Below are 19,254 nucleotides of genomic sequence, written 5' to 3'. Positions count from 1 at the left end.
AAACTGCAGATTTTGAAATATTCAAATACAATATAATGTGGTTTTAGTGACTCCACCAATAAAAATCCTGAAAATCGGCGAACATATGAAGTAAAAGACCAATACCAATAATTCTAATATTTCCTTTAAAAAACAACATCAGAAAATAGCCAGCAATCGCATAGTAGGAATGTAAAAAATGAAAGCCTATACTTCCTCTATTCGGATCGAAAATAGGATTGGCAAACAAATGGTCCAGATCTACAAGCATGGTCGCTAAAAGAATCAAATACACTTTTTTCCAATTTTCACGATAAAAAATCAAGGCGATAAAAACCGGGAAAATAAAGTGTAGGAAATAGTGCGTAAAAGTTTTCAATAATAAAATCTGCGACTGATCCATCAATAATTAGATATTAAAATATGTTTTCACCATCTTAAAATAAGAGGTAATTCTTCTTTTTTAAATTTCAATTTCACATAATAATCTTCCGATTTATTTCCGTAAAAAATATAATCTATGTCTGAAATTATTTTCTTTTCATCAGCCGTTAAAGATTTAAAAGAAGAAGATAATAAGGTAGTGTTTCGAACAAAAATATAGTTTTCATTCAGTTTTGAAGACAACTGAACGGCTTTCCTGGTTGATTGTATTGTAAAACCTGACTTATTTTTTTCAATTACATTAGGTTGAAACGGGATCGCCGTAAATTGATTTTGTGTATTAATCCATTTTTTATGCTGAAAAAGCTGTTCTGTTTTTTGAGGATCCGAACTTTGAAGAGCCATTACATAATTAGGCTGAATAATTTTCTGGAAAGATTTTTTTTCAATCTCGTTAAAATTATCGTCGTAGCCATACGTAATAATTGTGTCGTTCACTTGCTCCAGGTCTGCAGTTGCTTTGACATGAGTAATCTGAGAAGAATCAACAAAGTTTTTATTGAAGAATGAAGTCAAATTCCCGAGATTTTTAGAGTCCAGCTCTGTTTCTAAAAAGCTTTCTTTTTGTTGAAGTTTAGATATTACAGTATGAAAATCTTTAGCGTTTAATTCGTCTTTTATTTCAATATCATCAGCATTCAACTCAATGGAAAAGTTACGGGTTCGTGATCCTGAAATAAAAGAAATACTTCCCAGACTCCCGTGAATAAAAGAAGTGACCGGATAATTTTCTTTCTTCGAGGCAATTGAATTGCTTATATTTTTAAAAGCAAGATCAGAAGTTCCGATGATGCATTTTTTCCCATCAATGGTAAGAAATAACTGATCTTTTTGAAATCTGTTTTTCCCTTTATGGATAAACTTTTGCTGTTTCAGATAGTTTAAAAATTTTTGCTCATCTTCAATTTCAACAACGCTGTACCATTCAGAAAACTTTGTGTTAACGATATGAAAAATGGGCAAAAAATCGGGAATTTTCACTCCCGATTTTTGTATAGAAATTACATTTTCATTTTTGTTTTTTTCCTTCAACCACTGCGAAGGATGCATTGCAAGGCTGGAAATATATTGTCTTGTACATTTTTTCACGTCAATCAATACCAAAACATCCGCATTTTCAGGAACGAATTTCAATGTCTTGTCCTTATGATAAAACACGAAATAGATCGTCGTTACGAACAAAAGTACAACTAAAACAATAAGCTTCTTTTTCATTACAAAACAGCTGGTTTTTTCTCTGATTCCTGAATCTTATATATTTCATCAAACAGATCAAAGAAATACATTAAGCTGTTTTCTGAAGAATTTTTGATGTTATAATCAATTTCAGTTTCTATTCTTTCGCCTTTTGCTTCCGTTTTGAAATAGACTTCACCTACATTTTTTCTCATCAAATCCAAAGTCTTTCTTTCGGAAGTACTTTTGAATTCTTTTTCAAGACCTATTAAAAGTCTTTGGATATCAAATCTTCCCGATAAAGGATATTTAGCTGAATCTTTTGCCCATTTTTCAGAAATTTCTGACTTATTTTTAGGTAAAAGATTATCTGTTGAGGATGTCACGTAAACAATTCCGTCTTTCACGGTGAAAAACAACTGATCAAAATACCCGTCACTTTCACCTTCTTTAAATTGATAAAACGCTCCTTTTTTAGAGAATTTTTTCGCCGTTTTCTTATTAGTGGTCAACAGATTGAAAATACGATTCCAGTATCCTTCATTTTCTGTAGCAAAAGCAAAGGTAAAATTCGGCATCATCACTTCTTTGGTCTTTTTTACTTCTTTTTCGTTGTAATCTTCATCGTAATCGAAGTCTGTATATTCTACCGTTTTTGATTTCAGCTCATTTAAAACAAAAATTCCGTTTCCTGGAGCAATTTTAGCAATCGCTTCTTCATCCAATACGATTTTCATGGTTTCCATCACGAGTTCCATTTCTTTCTGATATTCGCCTTCCCCGGAATCTTTCAGGAAGCTATACATCATATCAAAATATTTGCTTCCGTCTACATTTACTGCATAATATCCGATACTTTTATCGTTAATAAGAGCGGTCAGTTTTTTATTCTTCTTGCCTTTATACACCGATGCTATGCTTTTTTGAACGTCTGCATCTTTATGCTGATAACTGTTGACCAGTCTTACTTTGTCTTTATCAAAATACAGATTGTAAGAAGAATTGGAATTGTATGCTTTTTCAAACAAACTGCCGAAAGCATAGCGACTCATGAGTTTTCCGTAGTCTCCATTTTTCACGATATTTCCATAATCCGTGTATACGAAAACATCTGAATTGGAATCTCTGAAACGTAACATTTCTTTTGGAACCTCCAACTCCAGATTGGAATTGAAATATTGGTCAAAATCACTTTCTGCAAGTTTTTTTATAATTTTAAATTCTTCTATCCTTATAGAGTCGAGCTCTTTCTGATAAGCCAGATCTTCTTCTGTTACTTCATCCATTTCTTCATCCTGAACAGGAGGCAAAACTTCAGTTTCCGGCTCTGAATAGTCCTTATCAGTAGAACCTTTCTTTTCCTCTGGGTATTTGTGATGTTTTTCAAGGTATTTGATATCTTTCTGCTTTCTTGCGATTTCAGCATTATGTTCTTTAATATCTTCCTTTAAATATTTAATATCATCTTTCAGATATTTGATTTCTTCTTTATAATCGAAAGGTTTTTCAACATACGCGCTATCAACAGCTACAGCAGTACTATCTATAGTTACTGCCACACTATCAACCACTGTTGCATCATCCCAGTCATATTTATATGGTTTTGTGTAGCTTATCATTTTCAAAACGGCACGATCTCCGCTCCATGCTACAAACATATTATCATCAAGATTGACATAAGAATAGTTGTTTTTCTTAGAAATTTCTAATCCTTTTTTCTTGGATGAATTAATAAATTCCTGAAACTTTTCTTTTTGATCTAAAATAAAATGAGCAGTATAAATCTTCACAGAATCATTAAAACTTGCATAGTGATATTGTGTCGCATCATATTTGATTCCTGTTTTGGAATAATCGTTCCATGAGGCTTGCTTTTCTTTATCTTCTTTTATTACTTCAAGCAAAAAAGGATTCAGTTTCTGCCAATTTATTTTCTGATTTAGCTGTTTTCCGTTGATTTCCATATAAAAAAGAGCATCTTTCGGAAGCTTCATTTTCTGTTGGGAGAATACGAACGTACACCCAAAAAGTAAAAATATAATTTGTGTTTTTTGTAAAATAGATTTCATTGTGTGTGAAAAATTTATTGAAATAAAATTGTGTTTTGTAATTGTTTTTTCTGAAGGATAAAATCCAGAACATTTGCTTCAAGTTTTACCGCTTTTTTGTTGGGTGAAAGCAAATACGAATTATTTGTCTGAGATTTTATTGTATTTTCAAACTGCATGATGGAAGTGTATTTGGCGTCATTAAAGACTTCTTTATCTGCCTTACTCATCTTGTCATAATCGCTTTTGAAAGTATTGACCTTATTTCTGAGGAATGATTTCTTTTCAAGGTTCTGATTGTAAATCTGTGTAGGAATCATTTTTCCTACAATATTTTTAGCCTTTAATTGCTCCAATCCGGCGTTAATATTTTCGATTTTTTTGAAATTACAGCTTAGTTTAATGATGTAATTGGTAAAATCCATTGAAGTTTTTACATTGGAAATTCCCGGAGTTGCTTTAAAAACTCTCGCTGCTTCATTGATTTTAGCTTCAATTTCAGGTCTTTTCGGAACTTTTTTACCATTAATTGTTTCCATTTTAGAGATGGAAGCCAATCGGGTTTTGCTTTTACTTGCGTTAAGAATAATAGTATACTCTCCAGTTCCGTCAGCTTTTACGTTCACTTTATCTAAAATATCAAAGCAACTCGTCAGAAGCAACAGCGGTATCAACAGAACAAGCTGTTTAAGTAAATTTTTCATATTTGGTTTTTTGTATTTTTTTAAATTCTTCCTTTCAAATAGTCTTGTCTTAAATCCTCATCTAACTTTTCAATGGCATATCTAAGACAGGTTCGAGGCATTTCTTTATAATATTGATTCAGATAATTAAGCAATTCTTCCTCATTCTTCTGTCCCATTTCTCTCAATAACCAGCCATTCGCTTTATGCATCAAATCATGGGTATGCTTCAGATTCTGTGTTACAAACTCTTTTGTCAGATCATAAGAGCCTTTTTTTACATAATGCATTGTTCCTACCACTGCAATTCTTTTGTGCCACATCTCTTCGGAAGAAGAGAGTTTTCTCAACAAATCTTCCTTCTGATTTTCAAACGCATATCTCCCGAGAATTTTATAACAACTTGAATCCACCAGATCCCAATTGTTGACATACTGCAAATGGTTTAAATAAAACTCAATGATCTCATCTTTTACCGTTTTATCTTTTGTTTTTTCAAATTTGGAGATCAGCATAAACAAAGCCGTTAAGCGATGTTCATGATATTTTGATGAAAGCAGAACACTTAATTCGTTCAGCGAAATTTTAGCATAATATTCTTTTGCTACAGATCTCTGATCCGGAACTTTTACCCCTAAAAACATATCTCCTTCGCCATACTCTCCTTTTCCGGTTTTGAAAAACCTTGGGAAAAACTCCGCTTTTTCAGGAATGGATAAAACCGCAAGAGCTTCTTCAATTTCTTTTATCATATTAAGTGTTTATTTACAATTCATTAATGGTTTTCATCTAAAGCAATGCTTTCCTGCTCTTTTTCTTCTGTCTCTATCTTCTTCGGATTTGCCACTTTTGCAATAGTAAGCCCCTGAACAATAATAGAAAAAACAACCACACAATAAGTAATACTTAAAATAATTTCGCTGTATTCACTTTTAGGAATAGACATCGCCAAAGCAATGGAAACTCCTCCACGAATTCCACCCCAAACCAAGACTTTTACGGTCTGTGGATTGAATCGGGTTCTTAAAGACATAAATTTCGTAGGTCCCCAAATGGAAATAAATCTCGCCAACAGAACCACTACAATAGCCAACAATCCCGGAATCATAAAATGTTTCAGATCTTTTATCATAAGCAGTTCAAAACCTATGAATAAGAACAATACGGCATTCAGGATCTCATCAATCAGTTCCCAGAATTTAATTAGATAATCCTGTGTGATGGATTTCATTTTAAATCTTACGTTAAAATTACCCATAAACAATCCGGCTGCAACCATCGTTAAAGGCCCTGAAATATGCATCTGTCTTGCAATAAGATAGCCTCCCATTACCACAGAAAGTGTAACCAGAACAGAAATAATATAATCATCAACTTCCCTCATCAACCTGGAAGTTACCCATCCCAGTAAAACTCCTAACAGCAAGCCTCCTCCTGCTTCTTTCATTAATAAAAGTCCGATATTTTCAATTCCTAAATCAACTTCTTTTCCTACTGCCAATTGCAACACAACAGTAAAAACAACCACCGCCATACCATCATTAAAAAGAGATTCTCCTGCTACTTTAGTTTCTAACGATTTTGAAACATTTGCCTGTTTTAAAACACTCAAAACCGCTACAGGATCGGTAGGAGAAATCAGGGCTCCAAAAACCAGACAATAAATGAACGGCATCTGTAGTCCTACTAAAGGCAACAGGTAAAACATTCCGAAACCAACAATAAATGTAGAAATCACCACTCCTGCCGTAGAGAATATCACAACGGGGCGCAGCTGTTCTTTCAAATCATTGATATTGATATGAATTCCTCCTGCAAAAAGAAGAAAATTAAGCATTGCTCCCATCAAAACTTCTGTGAAATCAATACTGTTCATCAGATCATTAAGGTGTCCGAAAGTTCTCGGAAGAAAATTTTCACCAAAAAACACCAGAATGATAGACACCACAATGGCAATCACCATAATTCCTATGGTGCTTGGTAATTTTAAAAATCTGTAATTAAGATAGGCAAATATTGATGCTAAAACGATTAAAGCTGAAAATGAATAGTATAACTCCACTAAGCTGTTTTTTATTTTTTTTAATTAATAGTCCAAATACAGAACCTTGATATATATTTTATTGTCTTCTTTCTCCCAGATATCGAGCATTCCGTCTTTTACCGCCTTCGAACCTCTTGTATAATCTTGCCCTACATTCAACATATTGAGCAGAATATATTCGTCGCCTACAGTGTTTACCTGATATGCCGTTTTCTCTGTTTTTCCATCTCCCGAGCTCTTTATGGCATCCGCCAATACTCTAAACTGGCTCAAATGATAAACAAAATTGCTTGCATCTTGTTGGGCATCGTAGGTACGAAGCAAAATCAGCAGAACGTCTAAATTGGTCGGGTCTTTATAATAAAGCATTTTTCCCCCTTTGATGCTGTTTTCCCAATCTTTATTTTTGAAAGCTTCAGCCAAGTTTTTAAAATCGGCATCTTCTGTCGAAACAACCGCTCTAAAATTCCTTCCATAGTAAAGGTGCTGAGCTTCTGTGGTATCTATCGATTTCGGCAACCCTTTGAATTTGAAAATAAGTTTTTCGTAATGGTAAGGAGATTTAGTATCCTGAAGATTTTTCTCAATCCTTTTAAAATCGATTTTGAATTTCTGACCAAAACCAGAAACCGAAATCAGTAAGCAATAAAGAAGAAAAATATATTTCATTAAGATTGTTTTGTTAACTCACCTCTGTTTTAAATTTATTATACAACATCAATAAAACGAAGGCAAAAAGTACAGCAAAGCCACTTTCAAAATAGGTTTCGACAGGCAATACGTTTATCCTGTACATGATAAATTCTTTCAGACCATAGAGGAGCAAAAAGATCGGGAATAATAACCCTACGAAATAAATATAAATTTTGAAAACAGAATGGTTCAGCTTCGTTTTAATAAAAAACATGACAAACGCCAATAAGCAAACCAGCAGTTTTAAAATTTTAAAAATGACCACTCCAGTACTTTCCGCAGGTCTTGAAATCTGAATTAATGAAGCCGCTACATCAACTCCTACAATGAAAAGAAAAATGTAAAAGAATATTTTATTCCTGAATAATTCTGTTCTCATACAGTTTTACATTATTCCTCATCATTATCAAAATACTCAAAAAGGAAATCGTTGTATGGGAACCTCGAGATGTGAATTTTCATAACCTCATCATAGATCATCTTTTTCATTTCCGGGAAATTTTCTTTCGTTAATGCCGAAATAAACACCGTCGGATATTTTGATTTTGCCATCCAGGTATTCTTCCACTCATCCAAAGAAATATTCTTTTTGGTAGAAGGTGTTAAATCATCTTCATCTTTTTTCTCATAGCTGAAATCATCAATTTTATTGAAAACCATGATCATCGGTTTTTGATGCGCATTGATTTCCATTAAGGTCTGATTAACAGATTCTATATGATCTTCAAAACTTTCGTGAGAAATATCTACTACATGAATCAACAAATCAGCTTCTCTTACCTCATCCAATGTAGATTTGAATGATTCTACCAATTGTGTCGGTAATTTTCTGATAAACCCTACGGTATCGGTTAATAAAAACGGTAAGTTTCCGATAACTACTTTTCTTACCGTTGTGTCAAGCGTTGCAAATAGTTTATTTTCTGCAAAAACCTCAGATTTAGATAAAGCATTCATCAAAGTAGATTTTCCGACATTCGTATATCCTACCAAGGCAGCACGTACAACTTTTCCACGATTATTTCGCTGAGTTGCCATCTGCTTATCGATCGTTTTCAGTTTATCTTTTAACAAGGAGATCCTGTCACGAATGATACGTCTGTCGGTTTCAATTTCCGTTTCACCGGGACCTCTCATCCCAATTCCCCCTTTTTGACGCTCCAAGTGAGTCCACATTCTTGTCAATCGAGGCAAAAGATATTGATATTGTGCCAGTTCCACCTGCGTTCTTGCATAAGAAGTCTGCGCTCTCTGAGCAAAAATATCGAGAATAAGATTGGTTCTATCGAGAATTTTAACTTCAATTTCTCTTTCCAGGTTTTTGAGCTGTGAAGGAGACAATTCATCATCAAAAATAACCGTTCCTATTTCATTTTCTTTTACGTATTCTTTTATTTCCTGAGCTTTTCCGCTTCCTATAAAAGTTTTGGAATCCGGCTGTGTCAGTTTTTGAGTAAAGCGTCTGTCTACCGTTCCTCCAGCTGTATAGGCCAAAAATTCCAGCTCGTCCATATATTCCTGTAGCTTTTCTTCGTCCTGATGCTGAGTCACCACGCCAACTAAAACCGCTTTTTCGTAATTATGTTCTTTCTTTTCTAGCATTAAATTCTATCTATGTTTATAAGATTTACAAGTTACCATTTTTTAAGAAAAAAAACAAAATGAATCTTTGAGTCATCCCTCCTTCATATTAATTTAAAATAAGGATAGTGTTGATTTATAGAAAATTACTACCTTTATACTATGATTTTAAGTTTTTGTTACAGAATTTAAAATCCTATAAAAACTAATACCAAGTATCATGATTACCAATATTAAATGTATGATTATTGATGATAATGAACTGGACAGGCTGTTTCTGTTTCATCATCTGAAACAATATGAAAATATTGAAATCGTAGTCTCTTTTAATTCGGCAGAAAAAGCTATTCCTTATCTTGAACTCCCTATCGACCTTCTCATCATTGAAGCCAATCTTAAAGGCATGAATGGATTGGAATTCAGAAAACTAGCTCACAAAATTCCGGCCTGCATTTTCATCAGTTCAAACTCGGAACTTGCGATTGATGCTTTTGAACTGGACACCTTAGATTTTATTTCCAAACCTCTGAAAACAGAACGCTTTCATTATTCAATACAGAAACTGTTTGATTTTATTAAAATGAAAGAAAAATGTGAATGTTTTGATGCTTTAGTGGGTGAAAATAGTATTAAAATAAAAGAAGGCTCCAATATTTATCAGGTGAATATTACAGATATTCTTTATCTGGAAGCCTTAAAAGATTATACCCGAATTATCACTTCGGAAAAAAGACACTGCATTCTGGATTCCCTCGGAAATCTATTGCATAAAACCACTTTTGATTCTTTTATCAGAATTCACAGAAGTTATGCTGTTCCGCGACATTTAATCAGAAGTAAAAATGCTCATGAAGTAGAGCTTACCCATCAAATAAAACTTCCTATTGGCAGATCTTACAAAGAAAACCTTTCTTTTTTCCATCCTTAATTTTCTATTTTCACTTTTTGTCGTTGGTCGATTATTCTTGTCGTTGGTCTATTTTTTAAATATCCGGTTTTGATATATGGTAATTTAGTCTTCCCAAATTTTCTAAAACTTTATTAACAACCACAAAACCATTTTATATGAAAAGAACATCTATTCCATGCTTCTTTTTCATGCTACTTCTCATTCCCATTTCTCTGCTAAAAGCACAGTCAGCAGTTTTGGCCACAGGAGCAGATGCAACAGGAGGCAACGGCTCGGTTTCTTACAGCGTAGGACAAGTTGCCTACCTCATCAAAGGAAGCAACAGAGACATTTCTGAAGGCGTACAACAGGTTTATGAAATCACTACGCTCTCCACTAATGAAACCTCAATATCAACCGAAAAAGATATTTTACTTTATCCCAATCCTTTCAAAGATTATCTGTATCTGGATTTTACTACACGTAATTTCAAAGATTCGGAATACCAGCTTTTTGATGCCCAAGGAAAACTTATTAAAAGGGATAAAATCATACAATCTAAATCTGAGTTCGACTTTTCTTTTCTCCCATCTGCAATGTATATCATCAGGATTAACCAAAACGGAGAGAATTTAAAAACATTCAAAATCATAAAAAAATAACAATCATGAAAAAAATATTACTTGTGATGGGAATTGTGTTGGGCTTCTATATGGCTTTTGCACAAGTTCCGGAAAAAATGAGCTATCAAGCTATTATTAGAAACGCCGGAGGACAGGTTCTGCCCAATCAAAGCATTGCTATCAAAGCGAGTATCTTACAAGGTTCTCCTGCAGGAGCAGCCGTTTACTCTGAAAGACTTACCGGAAATACAAATACTAATGGACTGATTACCTTAGAAATAGGATCAGGGACTGTACTTACAGGAACTTTCAATACCATAAACTGGTCAACAGGAAGCTATTACCTAAAAACCGAAACCGATTTAGCGGGCGGAACAAATTATACAATCATAGGAACAAGCCAGTTATTAAGTGTTCCCTATGCAATGTTTGCTAAATCTGCGGGAAGTGTAAATACAGGAAGCTTTGTCATTCCTTATGTAAACACCTTTAATAATGCCGGAAACCTTTTCTCACTAACCAACGACGGTGACGGAACTTCAATTGAAGGAGTTAATAATACAGTAACTTCAAATATTGCTGCTGTAAGAGGTATTGTAAGCAATGTTGCTCCCGGAGGATTCTCTTCAGGGATTCGCGGGATCAATAATGGAACAGGTGGATTAGGAGTTGGTGTTTACGGAAGTCAGGCAGGAAGTGGATGGGGTGTTTATGGGGTGACTCCTAATGGATTAGGCGTTTACGGAAATTCAAGTGCCAACGGATATGGTGTTTATGCAAACAGTAGTACCGGAACAGGTTTAAATGCAACCAGTAACACCGGTATTGCTGCCAATTTCTCAATTTTTAATAATGCCAATACTAATAATGTTATCGTTGCCAACACTGTTGGAAACGGAACAGTAGTAAACGTTACCACCACAGGAACCGGAGCCGGAGTAAGAAGTTCTACAGGATCTGGGTTTGCTGTACATGGACTCACTTCGTCTCAATCTTCTGCCGGTATTATCGGAGATAATAGTGCAGCAGGTGAAGCAGTAGTCGGAAGAACTACCAGTGACATTGCCGGAGCCGTTGTAGGTAGAAATGATGGCGGAGGGTACGGTGTAAGAGGTTTTGTTGCTACGAATACTACGGGTACGGGTATCGGAGTTTACGGGCAAGTTGGATTAAATAACAGCACAGGACGTGCAGGGCGTTTTGAAAATTTCAATGCGACCAATACTATTAATAATGCTTTTGAAGTAGAAACAAATGGAAACGGAAATATTCCTGACAATACTCAAGGGAATGCCGCATCTTTTTTGGTTAATAACACCAATAGTGTAGGAGCAGCAGTAAGAGGTGAGGTTAAAACTATTTTCGGAAACTTCGGAGCTGCGGGGATTTTTGGTAAATCTTCCGGAACGGGAGGTTTTGCCGGGTTATTTCATGCCTCTAATGCTTCAGGAAACGGACCTGCCTTAGTTGCTATTACAGATGGAAATGGAAATGCCATCACAGCCAATGCAAGTAAAGATGGGAATGGTGTAGAAACAAATATCGACGGAGCAGGAAATGCTCTTTACGCCTGGGTTCCTAGTTTTGCTACCGGACGAGCCGGAAAATTCAATATTTTCAATACCTCCAATACAAGTGATGTAATTACTGTTACTACCGTCGGAAACGGAACTGCAGGAAGCTTTAAAGTGGATAGGGTAACCGGTACATCTCCAGCGGTAAAAGGAGAAGTAAATTCTCAATTTGCCAATTTCGGAACAGCTGGTATTTATGGAATATCATCCGGAACAGGAGGCTTTGCCGGATTATTCCACGCAAGTAATCCTGCCGGAAACGGACCTGCTTTGATCGCAATTGCAGACGGAAACGGGAACGGTATTACTGCTAATGCATCAAACACAGGAGACGGAGTGGAAGCAACGGCTGACGGAACAGGAAGCGCTATTTATGCATGGATTCCTAATTTTGGTACAGGTCGTGCTGCAAGATTCGTCAACTACAACACAGCGAATACAAATGCTGCGCTTACTGTAGAAACTCATAGTACTGGTTCAATTGCTATATTCAGATCCGGAAACCCCGGAGCTGTAAATGTTGCCAGAATCGGTAATGACGGAAGAGGCTATTTTAACGGAGGAACTCAAAGCAGTGGTGCCGACGTTGCCGAAGTATTTGATGTAGTAGGAAATTCTTCTGAGTATGAACCCGGTGATATTTTAGTAATTGCTACAGATTCTGACAGAACTGTAGAAAAATCTTCAAAACCCTATTCAAATCTTGTGGCAGGAGTTTACGCTACAAAACCGGGAGTACTTTTAACTGAAGAAAATATAGATGCAGATCTATTCGGAAAAGTACCAATGGGAGTCATTGGAGTAATTCCTACAAAAGTATGTCTTGAAGGAGGAAAAATTAAAAGAGGAGATCTTTTGGTAACTTCTTCAAAATCCGGAGTTGCGATGAAAGCCAACCTTAAAAAGGTAAAAATCGGACAGGTTATTGGTAAAGCTCTTCAGGATTATGACCAAAACGGCATCGAAAAAATCAAAGTATTGGTAAACATTAAATAAAACGATCATGAAATCAGTATATATCATCTCTTTTCTAGCGCTAAGTATAAATATTTACGCTCAGCAAGAAAAAACCGTTTCAGAAATACAGGAAGCTCCCTACTACAAAGAGTCAAAAGAAATTGAAGCTAAAATGATGAAAGAGGCTCAGGAAAAAGCGCTTCAAAAACCTTCTTCAGTAACACTCGCATCTGAGCAAGGTCTTGAAGTAAAAAAGCAACCTACTAAACAAGAAACAGCCAACAACTCCGGAAGGCTTCTTCCCAATACCGCCAGTTTTGAAGAAATTTTGGCAACTATTCCGGGACGACAAGCTCGTAAAACTGCCATTCCTAAGAACACAAATAATAACATAAAAGGATTGGTAAGCAGTCCGGATTTAACTTTAGAAGACATCAAAAAAACTATTCCTAAAAACTAATGACCTAAATAGATTTTTCAGCAACAAGAAGAAAGCCCGCCTATTGACGGACTTTCTTTTTTATATTTTAAAGTGAATTAATCCCAGTCGGACGCCACAAACTTCATAGAATTTCCTTTACCATCAGATAACGTTAGAAAATGTCCTTCTATGGTATATTTTGTCATGGTATCGAATTTCTTCTGAAACTCATTCTCCAGTTCCATATTCTGACAAGCTTTCATTGTAGATAATACTCCTAAAATTTTGACATTCCCGTTATTTTTAAATTCGGCAGTGAAGGACATATTGTTACAACCCATGTAAGCTCCACCTCGAATTTTGCCTTCTTCCTGTTTTCCGGTTAAATCAATTTTAGCATTGTTCTTCATCAAATCAGCTTTCGTAAAACTCCCTAAAGAAACTAACATCCACTCTCTTTGAATATGATATTTAGAAGTATCTATTGGTATGTTTTGTTTTGTTGCAGAAGTACAATTAAATAATATTCCTAAAAGCAAAACAGGCAAAACCGAAACTAATATTTTTTTCATGAGAAGACTCATTCCATTTTCATACCAATCCCGGACAGAATATCGTAAAAATTAGTAAATTAGCGACACAAAAATTATTTTATAAAATGAAAAGAATATTTTTACTATTCACTTTCTTATTGGGTTTTGCTCAAATGAGGGCAGATGAGGGGATGTGGCTCTTAATGCTCATCAAAAGACTTAATGGTGTTGATATGCAAAAAGAAGGTTTGCATTTGACTCCAGAAGAAATTTATTCAGTTAACAACTCTAGTTTAAAAGATGCTATCGTAAGTTTTGGTGGTTTCTGTACAGGAGAAATTGTTTCTGATAAAGGACTTATTTTCACTAACCACCACTGTGGTTATGGTGCTGTTGCTGCTGCTTCTACTCCGGAAAAAGACTATTTAAAAAATGGTTTCTGGGCAATGAAACAGAAAGACGAATTTAATGCAAAAGATCTTTATGTTAGATTTTTAGTTAGAATGGATGATGCTACACAAAGAATCACTTCTAAACTAAATAATAAAATGACCGGAGCAGAGAGAAAAGCGATTATTGATGCTGAAACTAAAGCAATTCAGGCTGAAAACTCTGAAAACGGAAAATATACTGTAGTTGTAAGAGATTTCTTCAACGGAAATGAATTCTACTATTTCGTATATCAAGATTACAAAGATATCAGATTAGTAGGTGCACCTCCTTCATCATTAGGAAAATTTGGTGGAGATACTGATAACTGGGAATGGCCAAGACACACTGCTGACTTCACAGTTTTCAGAGTATATGCAGATGCAGCAGGAAACCCTGCTGAGTTTTCTCCAAGCAACGTTCCTTTGAAACCTAAGCATTTCTTACCTGTTTCTCTTAAAGGAGTAAAACCTGGTGATTTCTCTATGATTTTAGGATACCCTGGAAGAACCAACCGTTATTTAACATCTTTTGGTATCCAGCAGATGGTAAATAAAGATTATCCGGCTTGGGTAGAAGCTTCTAAATTAGCAATGGATGTTATGAAGAAGTATATGGATAAAGACAAAGCAACTCAGTTAAACTATGCTTCTCAATATGCTTCTGTAGCTAACTACTGGAAAAACAGACAAGGAACAATAGATGCTGTTGAAAAAAACGGAACAATCACTGAAAAACAAAACATCGAAAAAACTTACAGAACTTGGTCTATGCAGGCTGGAAATGAAGAGTATGATGGTGTTTTAGAAGATATCGACACTTACTACAAGCAGGTTTCTGACAGAAACGTTGAAAGAAACTATGCTTCTCAGCTTACAAGAAATGCAAAATACATCAGCTTAGCTTTACAAGTAGGAAATGTACTTAAAGCATACGCAGCTCAGGATATGGCAGGAAGACTTGCTATGAAAGCAAAAACAGAAGCGGCTATTAAAGCGGCATATGAAAACTTCAACCCTTCTTTAGAAGGAGAAATGCTAAGCTCTATGGTAGCTCTTTACCAAGCAAGGGTAACTAATAAAAGTATTGCTTCTGCTACCATCTTAGGATTGGATGCAAAAACTCTTTCTAATGTAGCTTATTCTTCTGTTTTCGCTAACAAAACATCAGCAACAAACTTCTTGTTGAACCCGGATGCTTTAAAGCTTGATGCTGATCAACTTTGGAAAATTGCTAACGGTGTAATCGCTGACCAGAAATTGGTAGCTGAAAGCTATTCTAAAGTAGATGATAATTTCGCAAAAAATAATCGTCTATTCTTAGCAGGTCTTATGAAAGCTCTACCTGGAAAAAAATTCTATCCGGACGCTAACTCTACTATGAGATTAACTTACGGAACCGTAGATAAATTACCAATCAGAACAGACAGAAACTATTTCGGAGTAACCGATAACTACTACACTGATATGACAGGATTAGTAGGAAAATACAAAAAAGGAGATGAAGAGTTTGATCTTCCACAGAGAGTGATCGACCTTTATAACTTAAAAGATTTCGGACAATATGCAGATGCTAAAGGATATATGCCTGTAAACTTCCTTTCAAACAATGATATCACAGGTGGTAACTCTGGTTCTCCTGTAATTGACGGAGACGGAAACTTGATCGGTATTGCTTTTGACGGAAACAGCGAAGCATTAAGCGGAGATATTGTTTTTGAAGAAGAATGGCAAAAAACAATCAACGTAGACGTTCGTTTTGTTCTTTGGACAATCGACAAATATGCAGGTGCAAGAAGACTTGTAGATGAGTTAAAACTTGTAAGAGACGAAAATACTCCTGCAGATACTAAAACAAAAAACTCAGGAACAACAACTCTTCCTAAAAAAACGAAGAAATAATCTTCCCTGAGATGATAATTTATAAACCGTGAAATGTTCTATTTCACGGTTTTTTTTATTTTTGAAAAGTTAACTCTGATCTTATGAAATCTGAAACCATCCAATTTTCAGCCATTATCAAACAAAACGGAAATCTAAATGCAACATTCGTAGAATTCCCGTTTTCCACCGAAGAAGTATTCGGCAAAAAAGGGCAGATAAAGATCAAAGCATTATTTGATGGTAGTGTTGAATATCGTGGAAGCCTTGCCAAAATGAAATCGGATTGTCATATTTTAGGTTTAACCCAGGAAATAAGACGAAAGCTTGGGAAAAATTTCGGAGATGAGGTTTCGGTAAGCCTTGTTGAAGATAAAGAAGAAAGAACGGTAGAAATCGCAGATGATATTACCTCGGCTTTTAATGAAAATCCTGAAGCAAGAAAATTATTTGACAAAATGAGCTATACCCACAGAAAAGAATACATCCGCTGGATTGAAGAAGCTAAAAAACCTGAAACCCGAGAAAATAGGAAAGTAAAAATGATTCAAATGATTTTAGATGGAAAAAAGGGTATTTAAACATTCCAAAAATCCCGATCTAGACTTCTATATTGGATGGCTTCAGAAATATGATGTGACATAATATTTTCTGAAACCTCAAGATCAGAAATCGTTCTGGCAACTTTTAAAATTCTATCATAAGCTCTTGCTGAGAGGTTCAGCTTTTCCATGGCCATTTTTATTAAACTAAATGAAACCTCATCCAATTCGCAAAATTGTTCCAGTTCTTTTGAACTCATTTGAGCATTATAGCTTATTTTCAAATCCTGATATCTTTCATTTTGGATTTCTCGCGCTCTGAGTACTCGCTTTCTGATCACTTCACTTTTTTCTCCTTTTCTTTTTTCAGCCAATTGTTCAAATTCTACTTTCTGTACTTCAATATGAATATCAATTCTATCTAACAATGGTCCTGAAAGTTTATTCATATACCGCTGCATTTCAAAAACAGAAGAAGTATTATTCGGATCATCCGGAAAAAAACCACTCGGACTTGGATTCATCGAAGCAACAAGCATAAAACTCGAAGGATAGTTTACTGTAAACCTGGCTCTTGAAATGGTAACTTCACGATCTTCCAGCGGTTGTCTCATCACTTCCAGAACCGTTCGTTTAAATTCCGGCATTTCATCTAAAAACAAAACGCCGTTATGAGCCAATGAAATTTCTCCCGGCTGCGGATAACTTCCCCCTCCTACTAAAGCGACATCTGAAATTGTATGATGGGGTGATCGAAATGGCCGAACTGTCATTAATGAAGTTTCTGCACCCATTTTCCCCGCAACAGAATGAATTTTAGTCGTTTCTAATGCCTCTTTCAACGTTAAAGGTGGTAAAATGCTAGGACCTCTTTTTGCCAGCATGGTTTTACCACTTCCGGGTGGTCCAATTAAAATAATATTGTGTCCTCCCGCCGCCGCAACTTCCATTGCTCTTTTGGCTCCTTCCTGACCTTTAACCTCAGAGAAATCAAACGGAAATTGATTGATCTTCTCCTGAAATTCTTTTCGGGTATCTAAAACTGTCTTTTCTAAAACTTTTCCTTCATTAAAAAAATCAATGACCTCTTTAATATTTTCTACTCCGTAAACATCCAGATTATTTACAATGGCTGCTTCCCGGGTATTTTGTTTGGGAAGTATTATTCCTTTAAACCCTTCTTCTCTCGCCTGAATCGCTATTGGTAACACTCCTTTTATCGGCTGCAGACTGCCATCTAAAGAAAGTTCTCCCATGATAATATAATCCTGAATATTTTGTGCAAGGATCTGATCGGACGCGGCTAAAATTCCGATAGCAATACTAAGATCATAAGCAGAGCCTTCTTTACGGAGATCAGCTGGAGCCATATTAATAGTAATCTTTTTTCCGGGAATTTTGTACCCCACATTCTTTAATGCAGCCGAGATTCTGTAGCTGCTTTCTTTAATGGCATTATCGGGAAGCCCTACCAAGTGATAGCCAACCCCTCCTGTATCTATATTGACTTCAATAGTAATCGTTTGTGCCGCAACTCCATGAATTGCACTTCCATAAATTTTAACCAGCATATTTGTGTTTTCTGAGAAATATTGTCAGATTTAAATATATGAATGTTGATTATTTTTTGACTAGATCAAATTATATAAAAAGTTTATTTTCAAACTCAAAAAAGAACGGCACAATACATTGCACCGTTTCTAACTAACCATTTGAAAAAAACTATTGATCAATCAAGGAATTTACTTTTTAATAAATTTATTTTTATATGTTTTTCCTTCCGTACTTTTAGAAACCACAAGATAAGTACCTGCTGATAAAGAATTCACATCAATAGCTTTAGTATAGGTATGATCCTTTTTTTGTAATACTAATCTTCCGGACATATCTAGGATGGAAACTTCAGTATATTTTTCTGATTCTTTTCCGATATATAAAAACTGAGCAGCCGGATTAGGATAGATCTTTAAATTATTCTCTTTGGTTTTTACCTCTCCTGTTCCTAAATTACAAAAGCTCCAGTTTCCGAAATTCAGTTGAATGAATGCCATATCGCTTAACATTTCACACATATTGGGGCAATATTCCGTACAGGCATAAAATCCGTATTTTCCTGATGTAGTTGCCGTATAAGAATCTCCTGTTGCTCCATTAATAATACAAGGATCTGTAGACGACGGGGGATTGCTTCCGGGAACACATTTGAACCAGGTATGCAGTCCATACACAACGGGAAATCCGTTCTCAAAAACGACAGAAGCTCCAGAGCAAACATTATATACTCCCGGCGCCACTTCGTCATAAGTTCCGGGCGTAAAATTGGCCATCAAAAATGGAAGACCATAAGCATATCCATCCGCCAGAACAGGACTGCTTTCTGCTGTACAATCATTTCCTGTAACTGCTACTTTAAAATAATACAGCATATCTGTAGCACCATTAATCACTAAAGATTGTGAGGTTGCTCCGGGAATCGCCACCCAAGGATTCAGATTAGGCGTTTGCCAATCCCATACCTGCTTATACCATTGATAACTTCCATACGTCTGAGTGGTAGATAATGTTTCTGTCTCTGTGGTACAAAAAACGACTTTATCCGGAAACATTACTCCCAGCCTCGGACTGGTAATCGTGGGTGTGCATTGCTGTGATTTTACGTTGAAAAAGCAAGAAAACAGAACCGTTAAAAAAATTAATTTTAATTTCATATTGATAATATTTAAGGTGTTGTAGTGGTGTTTCCTATAAATCATGCATA

At 35.5% G+C, this 19,254-nt stretch carries 18 protein-coding genes; 6 read left to right on the top strand and 12 right to left on the bottom strand.

Annotated features, from left to right (window positions below):
- Positions 1-43: 43 nt before the first annotated feature.
- The 9 genes from LV842_RS05615 to hflX all read right to left on the bottom strand — a co-directional run bounded on the left by LV842_RS05615 (position 44) and on the right by hflX (position 8,669).
- Positions 44-382 (bottom strand): DUF6122 family protein, encoded by a 339-nt coding sequence (locus tag LV842_RS05615; protein ID WP_233110478.1) that lies wholly within the window; start codon positions 380-382, stop codon positions 44-46.
- Between the two features lie 26 nt (positions 383-408).
- Positions 409-1,638, bottom strand: coding sequence for a hypothetical protein (locus LV842_RS05610; protein WP_233110477.1), 1,230 nt, complete (start codon positions 1,636-1,638; stop codon positions 409-411).
- Positions 1,638-3,593, bottom strand: a complete 1,956-nt coding sequence (locus tag LV842_RS05605; protein WP_233110476.1) for a hypothetical protein — start codon at positions 3,591-3,593, stop codon at positions 1,638-1,640. The genes LV842_RS05610 and LV842_RS05605 overlap by 1 nt, the downstream gene beginning before the upstream one ends.
- Positions 3,594-3,682: 89 nt before the next feature.
- On the bottom strand, positions 3,683-4,351 hold the full coding sequence (locus tag LV842_RS05600) for a hypothetical protein (RefSeq protein WP_233110475.1): 669 nt from the start codon (positions 4,349-4,351) through the stop codon (positions 3,683-3,685).
- 20 nt (positions 4,352-4,371) lie between these two features.
- The gene (locus LV842_RS05595) at positions 4,372-5,082 is read right to left on the bottom strand and encodes a DNA alkylation repair protein (protein ID WP_233110474.1); all 711 of its coding nucleotides are present in this window, start codon (positions 5,080-5,082) and stop codon (positions 4,372-4,374) included.
- A gap of 23 nt (positions 5,083-5,105) precedes the next feature.
- Complete coding sequence (locus tag LV842_RS05590; RefSeq protein ID WP_233110473.1) at positions 5,106-6,392, bottom strand: cation:proton antiporter; 1,287 nt, start codon at positions 6,390-6,392, stop codon at positions 5,106-5,108.
- 24 nt (positions 6,393-6,416) lie between these two features.
- Positions 6,417-7,043 carry a DUF4919 domain-containing protein gene (locus LV842_RS05585; protein WP_233110472.1) on the bottom strand — a complete coding sequence of 209 codons (627 nt, stop codon included), beginning with the start codon at positions 7,041-7,043 and terminating at the stop codon, positions 6,417-6,419.
- A gap of 13 nt (positions 7,044-7,056) precedes the next feature.
- Positions 7,057-7,446 (bottom strand): hypothetical protein, encoded by a 390-nt coding sequence (locus tag LV842_RS05580; RefSeq protein WP_233110471.1) that lies wholly within the window; start codon positions 7,444-7,446, stop codon positions 7,057-7,059.
- 11 nt (positions 7,447-7,457) lie between these two features.
- Complete coding sequence (hflX, locus tag LV842_RS05575) at positions 7,458-8,669, bottom strand: GTPase HflX (protein WP_233110470.1); 1,212 nt, start codon at positions 8,667-8,669, stop codon at positions 7,458-7,460.
- A gap of 199 nt (positions 8,670-8,868) precedes the next feature.
- Between hflX and LV842_RS05570 the strand changes: the two genes are divergently transcribed.
- From LV842_RS05570 to LV842_RS05555, 4 genes are all read left to right on the top strand, one after another.
- On the top strand, positions 8,869-9,576 hold the full coding sequence (locus LV842_RS05570; protein ID WP_233110469.1) for a LytR/AlgR family response regulator transcription factor: 708 nt from the start codon (positions 8,869-8,871) through the stop codon (positions 9,574-9,576).
- Positions 9,577-9,713: 137 nt separating this feature from the next.
- The gene (locus LV842_RS05565) at positions 9,714-10,199 is read left to right on the top strand and encodes a T9SS type A sorting domain-containing protein (RefSeq protein WP_233110468.1); all 486 of its coding nucleotides are present in this window, start codon (positions 9,714-9,716) and stop codon (positions 10,197-10,199) included.
- A 5-nt stretch (positions 10,200-10,204) separates the two neighbouring features.
- Positions 10,205-12,730, top strand: coding sequence for a beta strand repeat-containing protein (locus tag LV842_RS05560; protein ID WP_233110467.1), 2,526 nt, complete (start codon positions 10,205-10,207; stop codon positions 12,728-12,730).
- Positions 12,731-12,737: 7 nt separating this feature from the next.
- Complete coding sequence (locus tag LV842_RS05555; RefSeq protein WP_233110466.1) at positions 12,738-13,151, top strand: hypothetical protein; 414 nt, start codon at positions 12,738-12,740, stop codon at positions 13,149-13,151.
- A gap of 77 nt (positions 13,152-13,228) precedes the next feature.
- On the opposite strand, the gene LV842_RS05550 is transcribed toward LV842_RS05555, so the two are convergent.
- Complete coding sequence (locus LV842_RS05550; protein WP_233110465.1) at positions 13,229-13,684, bottom strand: META domain-containing protein; 456 nt, start codon at positions 13,682-13,684, stop codon at positions 13,229-13,231.
- Between the two features lie 86 nt (positions 13,685-13,770).
- Between LV842_RS05550 and LV842_RS05545 the strand changes: the two genes are divergently transcribed.
- A complete protein-coding gene (locus LV842_RS05545; protein ID WP_233110464.1) occupies positions 13,771-15,975 on the top strand; it encodes a S46 family peptidase in 2,205 nt (734 codons plus the stop codon).
- 83 nt (positions 15,976-16,058) lie between these two features.
- Positions 16,059-16,535: a YdeI/OmpD-associated family protein gene (locus LV842_RS05540; protein ID WP_233110463.1), complete on the top strand. Its 477-nt coding sequence runs from the start codon at positions 16,059-16,061 to the stop codon at positions 16,533-16,535.
- Here the strand turns inward: LV842_RS05540 and LV842_RS05535 are convergent.
- Complete coding sequence (locus tag LV842_RS05535) at positions 16,532-18,067, bottom strand: YifB family Mg chelatase-like AAA ATPase (protein ID WP_233110462.1); 1,536 nt, start codon at positions 18,065-18,067, stop codon at positions 16,532-16,534. The genes LV842_RS05540 and LV842_RS05535 overlap by 4 nt on opposite strands.
- A gap of 171 nt (positions 18,068-18,238) precedes the next feature.
- Positions 18,239-19,204, bottom strand: coding sequence for a T9SS type A sorting domain-containing protein (locus LV842_RS05530; RefSeq protein ID WP_233110461.1), 966 nt, complete (start codon positions 19,202-19,204; stop codon positions 18,239-18,241).
- Between the last annotated feature and the right edge of the window lie 50 nt (positions 19,205-19,254).

This window comes from Chryseobacterium gwangjuense (assembly GCF_021311115.1).
Taxonomy (GTDB): domain Bacteria; phylum Bacteroidota; class Bacteroidia; order Flavobacteriales; family Weeksellaceae; genus Chryseobacterium; species Chryseobacterium gwangjuense.
Note: the sequence above shows the minus strand (reverse complement) of the source record. Positions and strands in the feature narration are given on the sequence as shown.

What these genes read in the sequence shown, in the direction of transcription:
- hflX (WP_233110470.1), bottom strand. Translation starts at nt 8,669, where the DNA reads ATGCTAGAAAAGAAAGAACATAATTACGAAAAAGCGGTTTTAGTTGGC.
- LV842_RS05610 (WP_233110477.1), bottom strand. Translation starts at nt 1,638, where the DNA reads ATGAAAAAGAAGCTTATTGTTTTAGTTGTACTTTTGTTCGTAACGACG.
- LV842_RS05535 (WP_233110462.1), bottom strand. Translation starts at nt 18,067, where the DNA reads ATGCTGGTTAAAATTTATGGAAGTGCAATTCATGGAGTTGCGGCACAA.
- LV842_RS05545 (WP_233110464.1), top strand. Translation starts at nt 13,771, where the DNA reads ATGAAAAGAATATTTTTACTATTCACTTTCTTATTGGGTTTTGCTCAA.
- LV842_RS05550 (WP_233110465.1), bottom strand. Translation starts at nt 13,684, where the DNA reads ATGAAAAAAATATTAGTTTCGGTTTTGCCTGTTTTGCTTTTAGGAATA.
- LV842_RS05555 (WP_233110466.1), top strand. Translation starts at nt 12,738, where the DNA reads ATGAAATCAGTATATATCATCTCTTTTCTAGCGCTAAGTATAAATATT.
- LV842_RS05560 (WP_233110467.1), top strand. Translation starts at nt 10,205, where the DNA reads ATGAAAAAAATATTACTTGTGATGGGAATTGTGTTGGGCTTCTATATG.
- LV842_RS05580 (WP_233110471.1), bottom strand. Translation starts at nt 7,446, where the DNA reads ATGAGAACAGAATTATTCAGGAATAAAATATTCTTTTACATTTTTCTT.
- LV842_RS05585 (WP_233110472.1), bottom strand. Translation starts at nt 7,043, where the DNA reads ATGAAATATATTTTTCTTCTTTATTGCTTACTGATTTCGGTTTCTGGT.
- LV842_RS05565 (WP_233110468.1), top strand. Translation starts at nt 9,714, where the DNA reads ATGAAAAGAACATCTATTCCATGCTTCTTTTTCATGCTACTTCTCATT.
- LV842_RS05570 (WP_233110469.1), top strand. Translation starts at nt 8,869, where the DNA reads ATGATTACCAATATTAAATGTATGATTATTGATGATAATGAACTGGAC.
- LV842_RS05605 (WP_233110476.1), bottom strand. Translation starts at nt 3,593, where the DNA reads ATGAAGCTTCCGAAAGATGCTCTTTTTTATATGGAAATCAACGGAAAA.
- LV842_RS05530 (WP_233110461.1), bottom strand. Translation starts at nt 19,204, where the DNA reads ATGAAATTAAAATTAATTTTTTTAACGGTTCTGTTTTCTTGCTTTTTC.
- LV842_RS05600 (WP_233110475.1), bottom strand. Translation starts at nt 4,351, where the DNA reads ATGAAAAATTTACTTAAACAGCTTGTTCTGTTGATACCGCTGTTGCTT.
- LV842_RS05540 (WP_233110463.1), top strand. Translation starts at nt 16,059, where the DNA reads ATGAAATCTGAAACCATCCAATTTTCAGCCATTATCAAACAAAACGGA.
- LV842_RS05615 (WP_233110478.1), bottom strand. Translation starts at nt 382, where the DNA reads ATGGATCAGTCGCAGATTTTATTATTGAAAACTTTTACGCACTATTTC.
- LV842_RS05595 (WP_233110474.1), bottom strand. Translation starts at nt 5,082, where the DNA reads ATGATAAAAGAAATTGAAGAAGCTCTTGCGGTTTTATCCATTCCTGAA.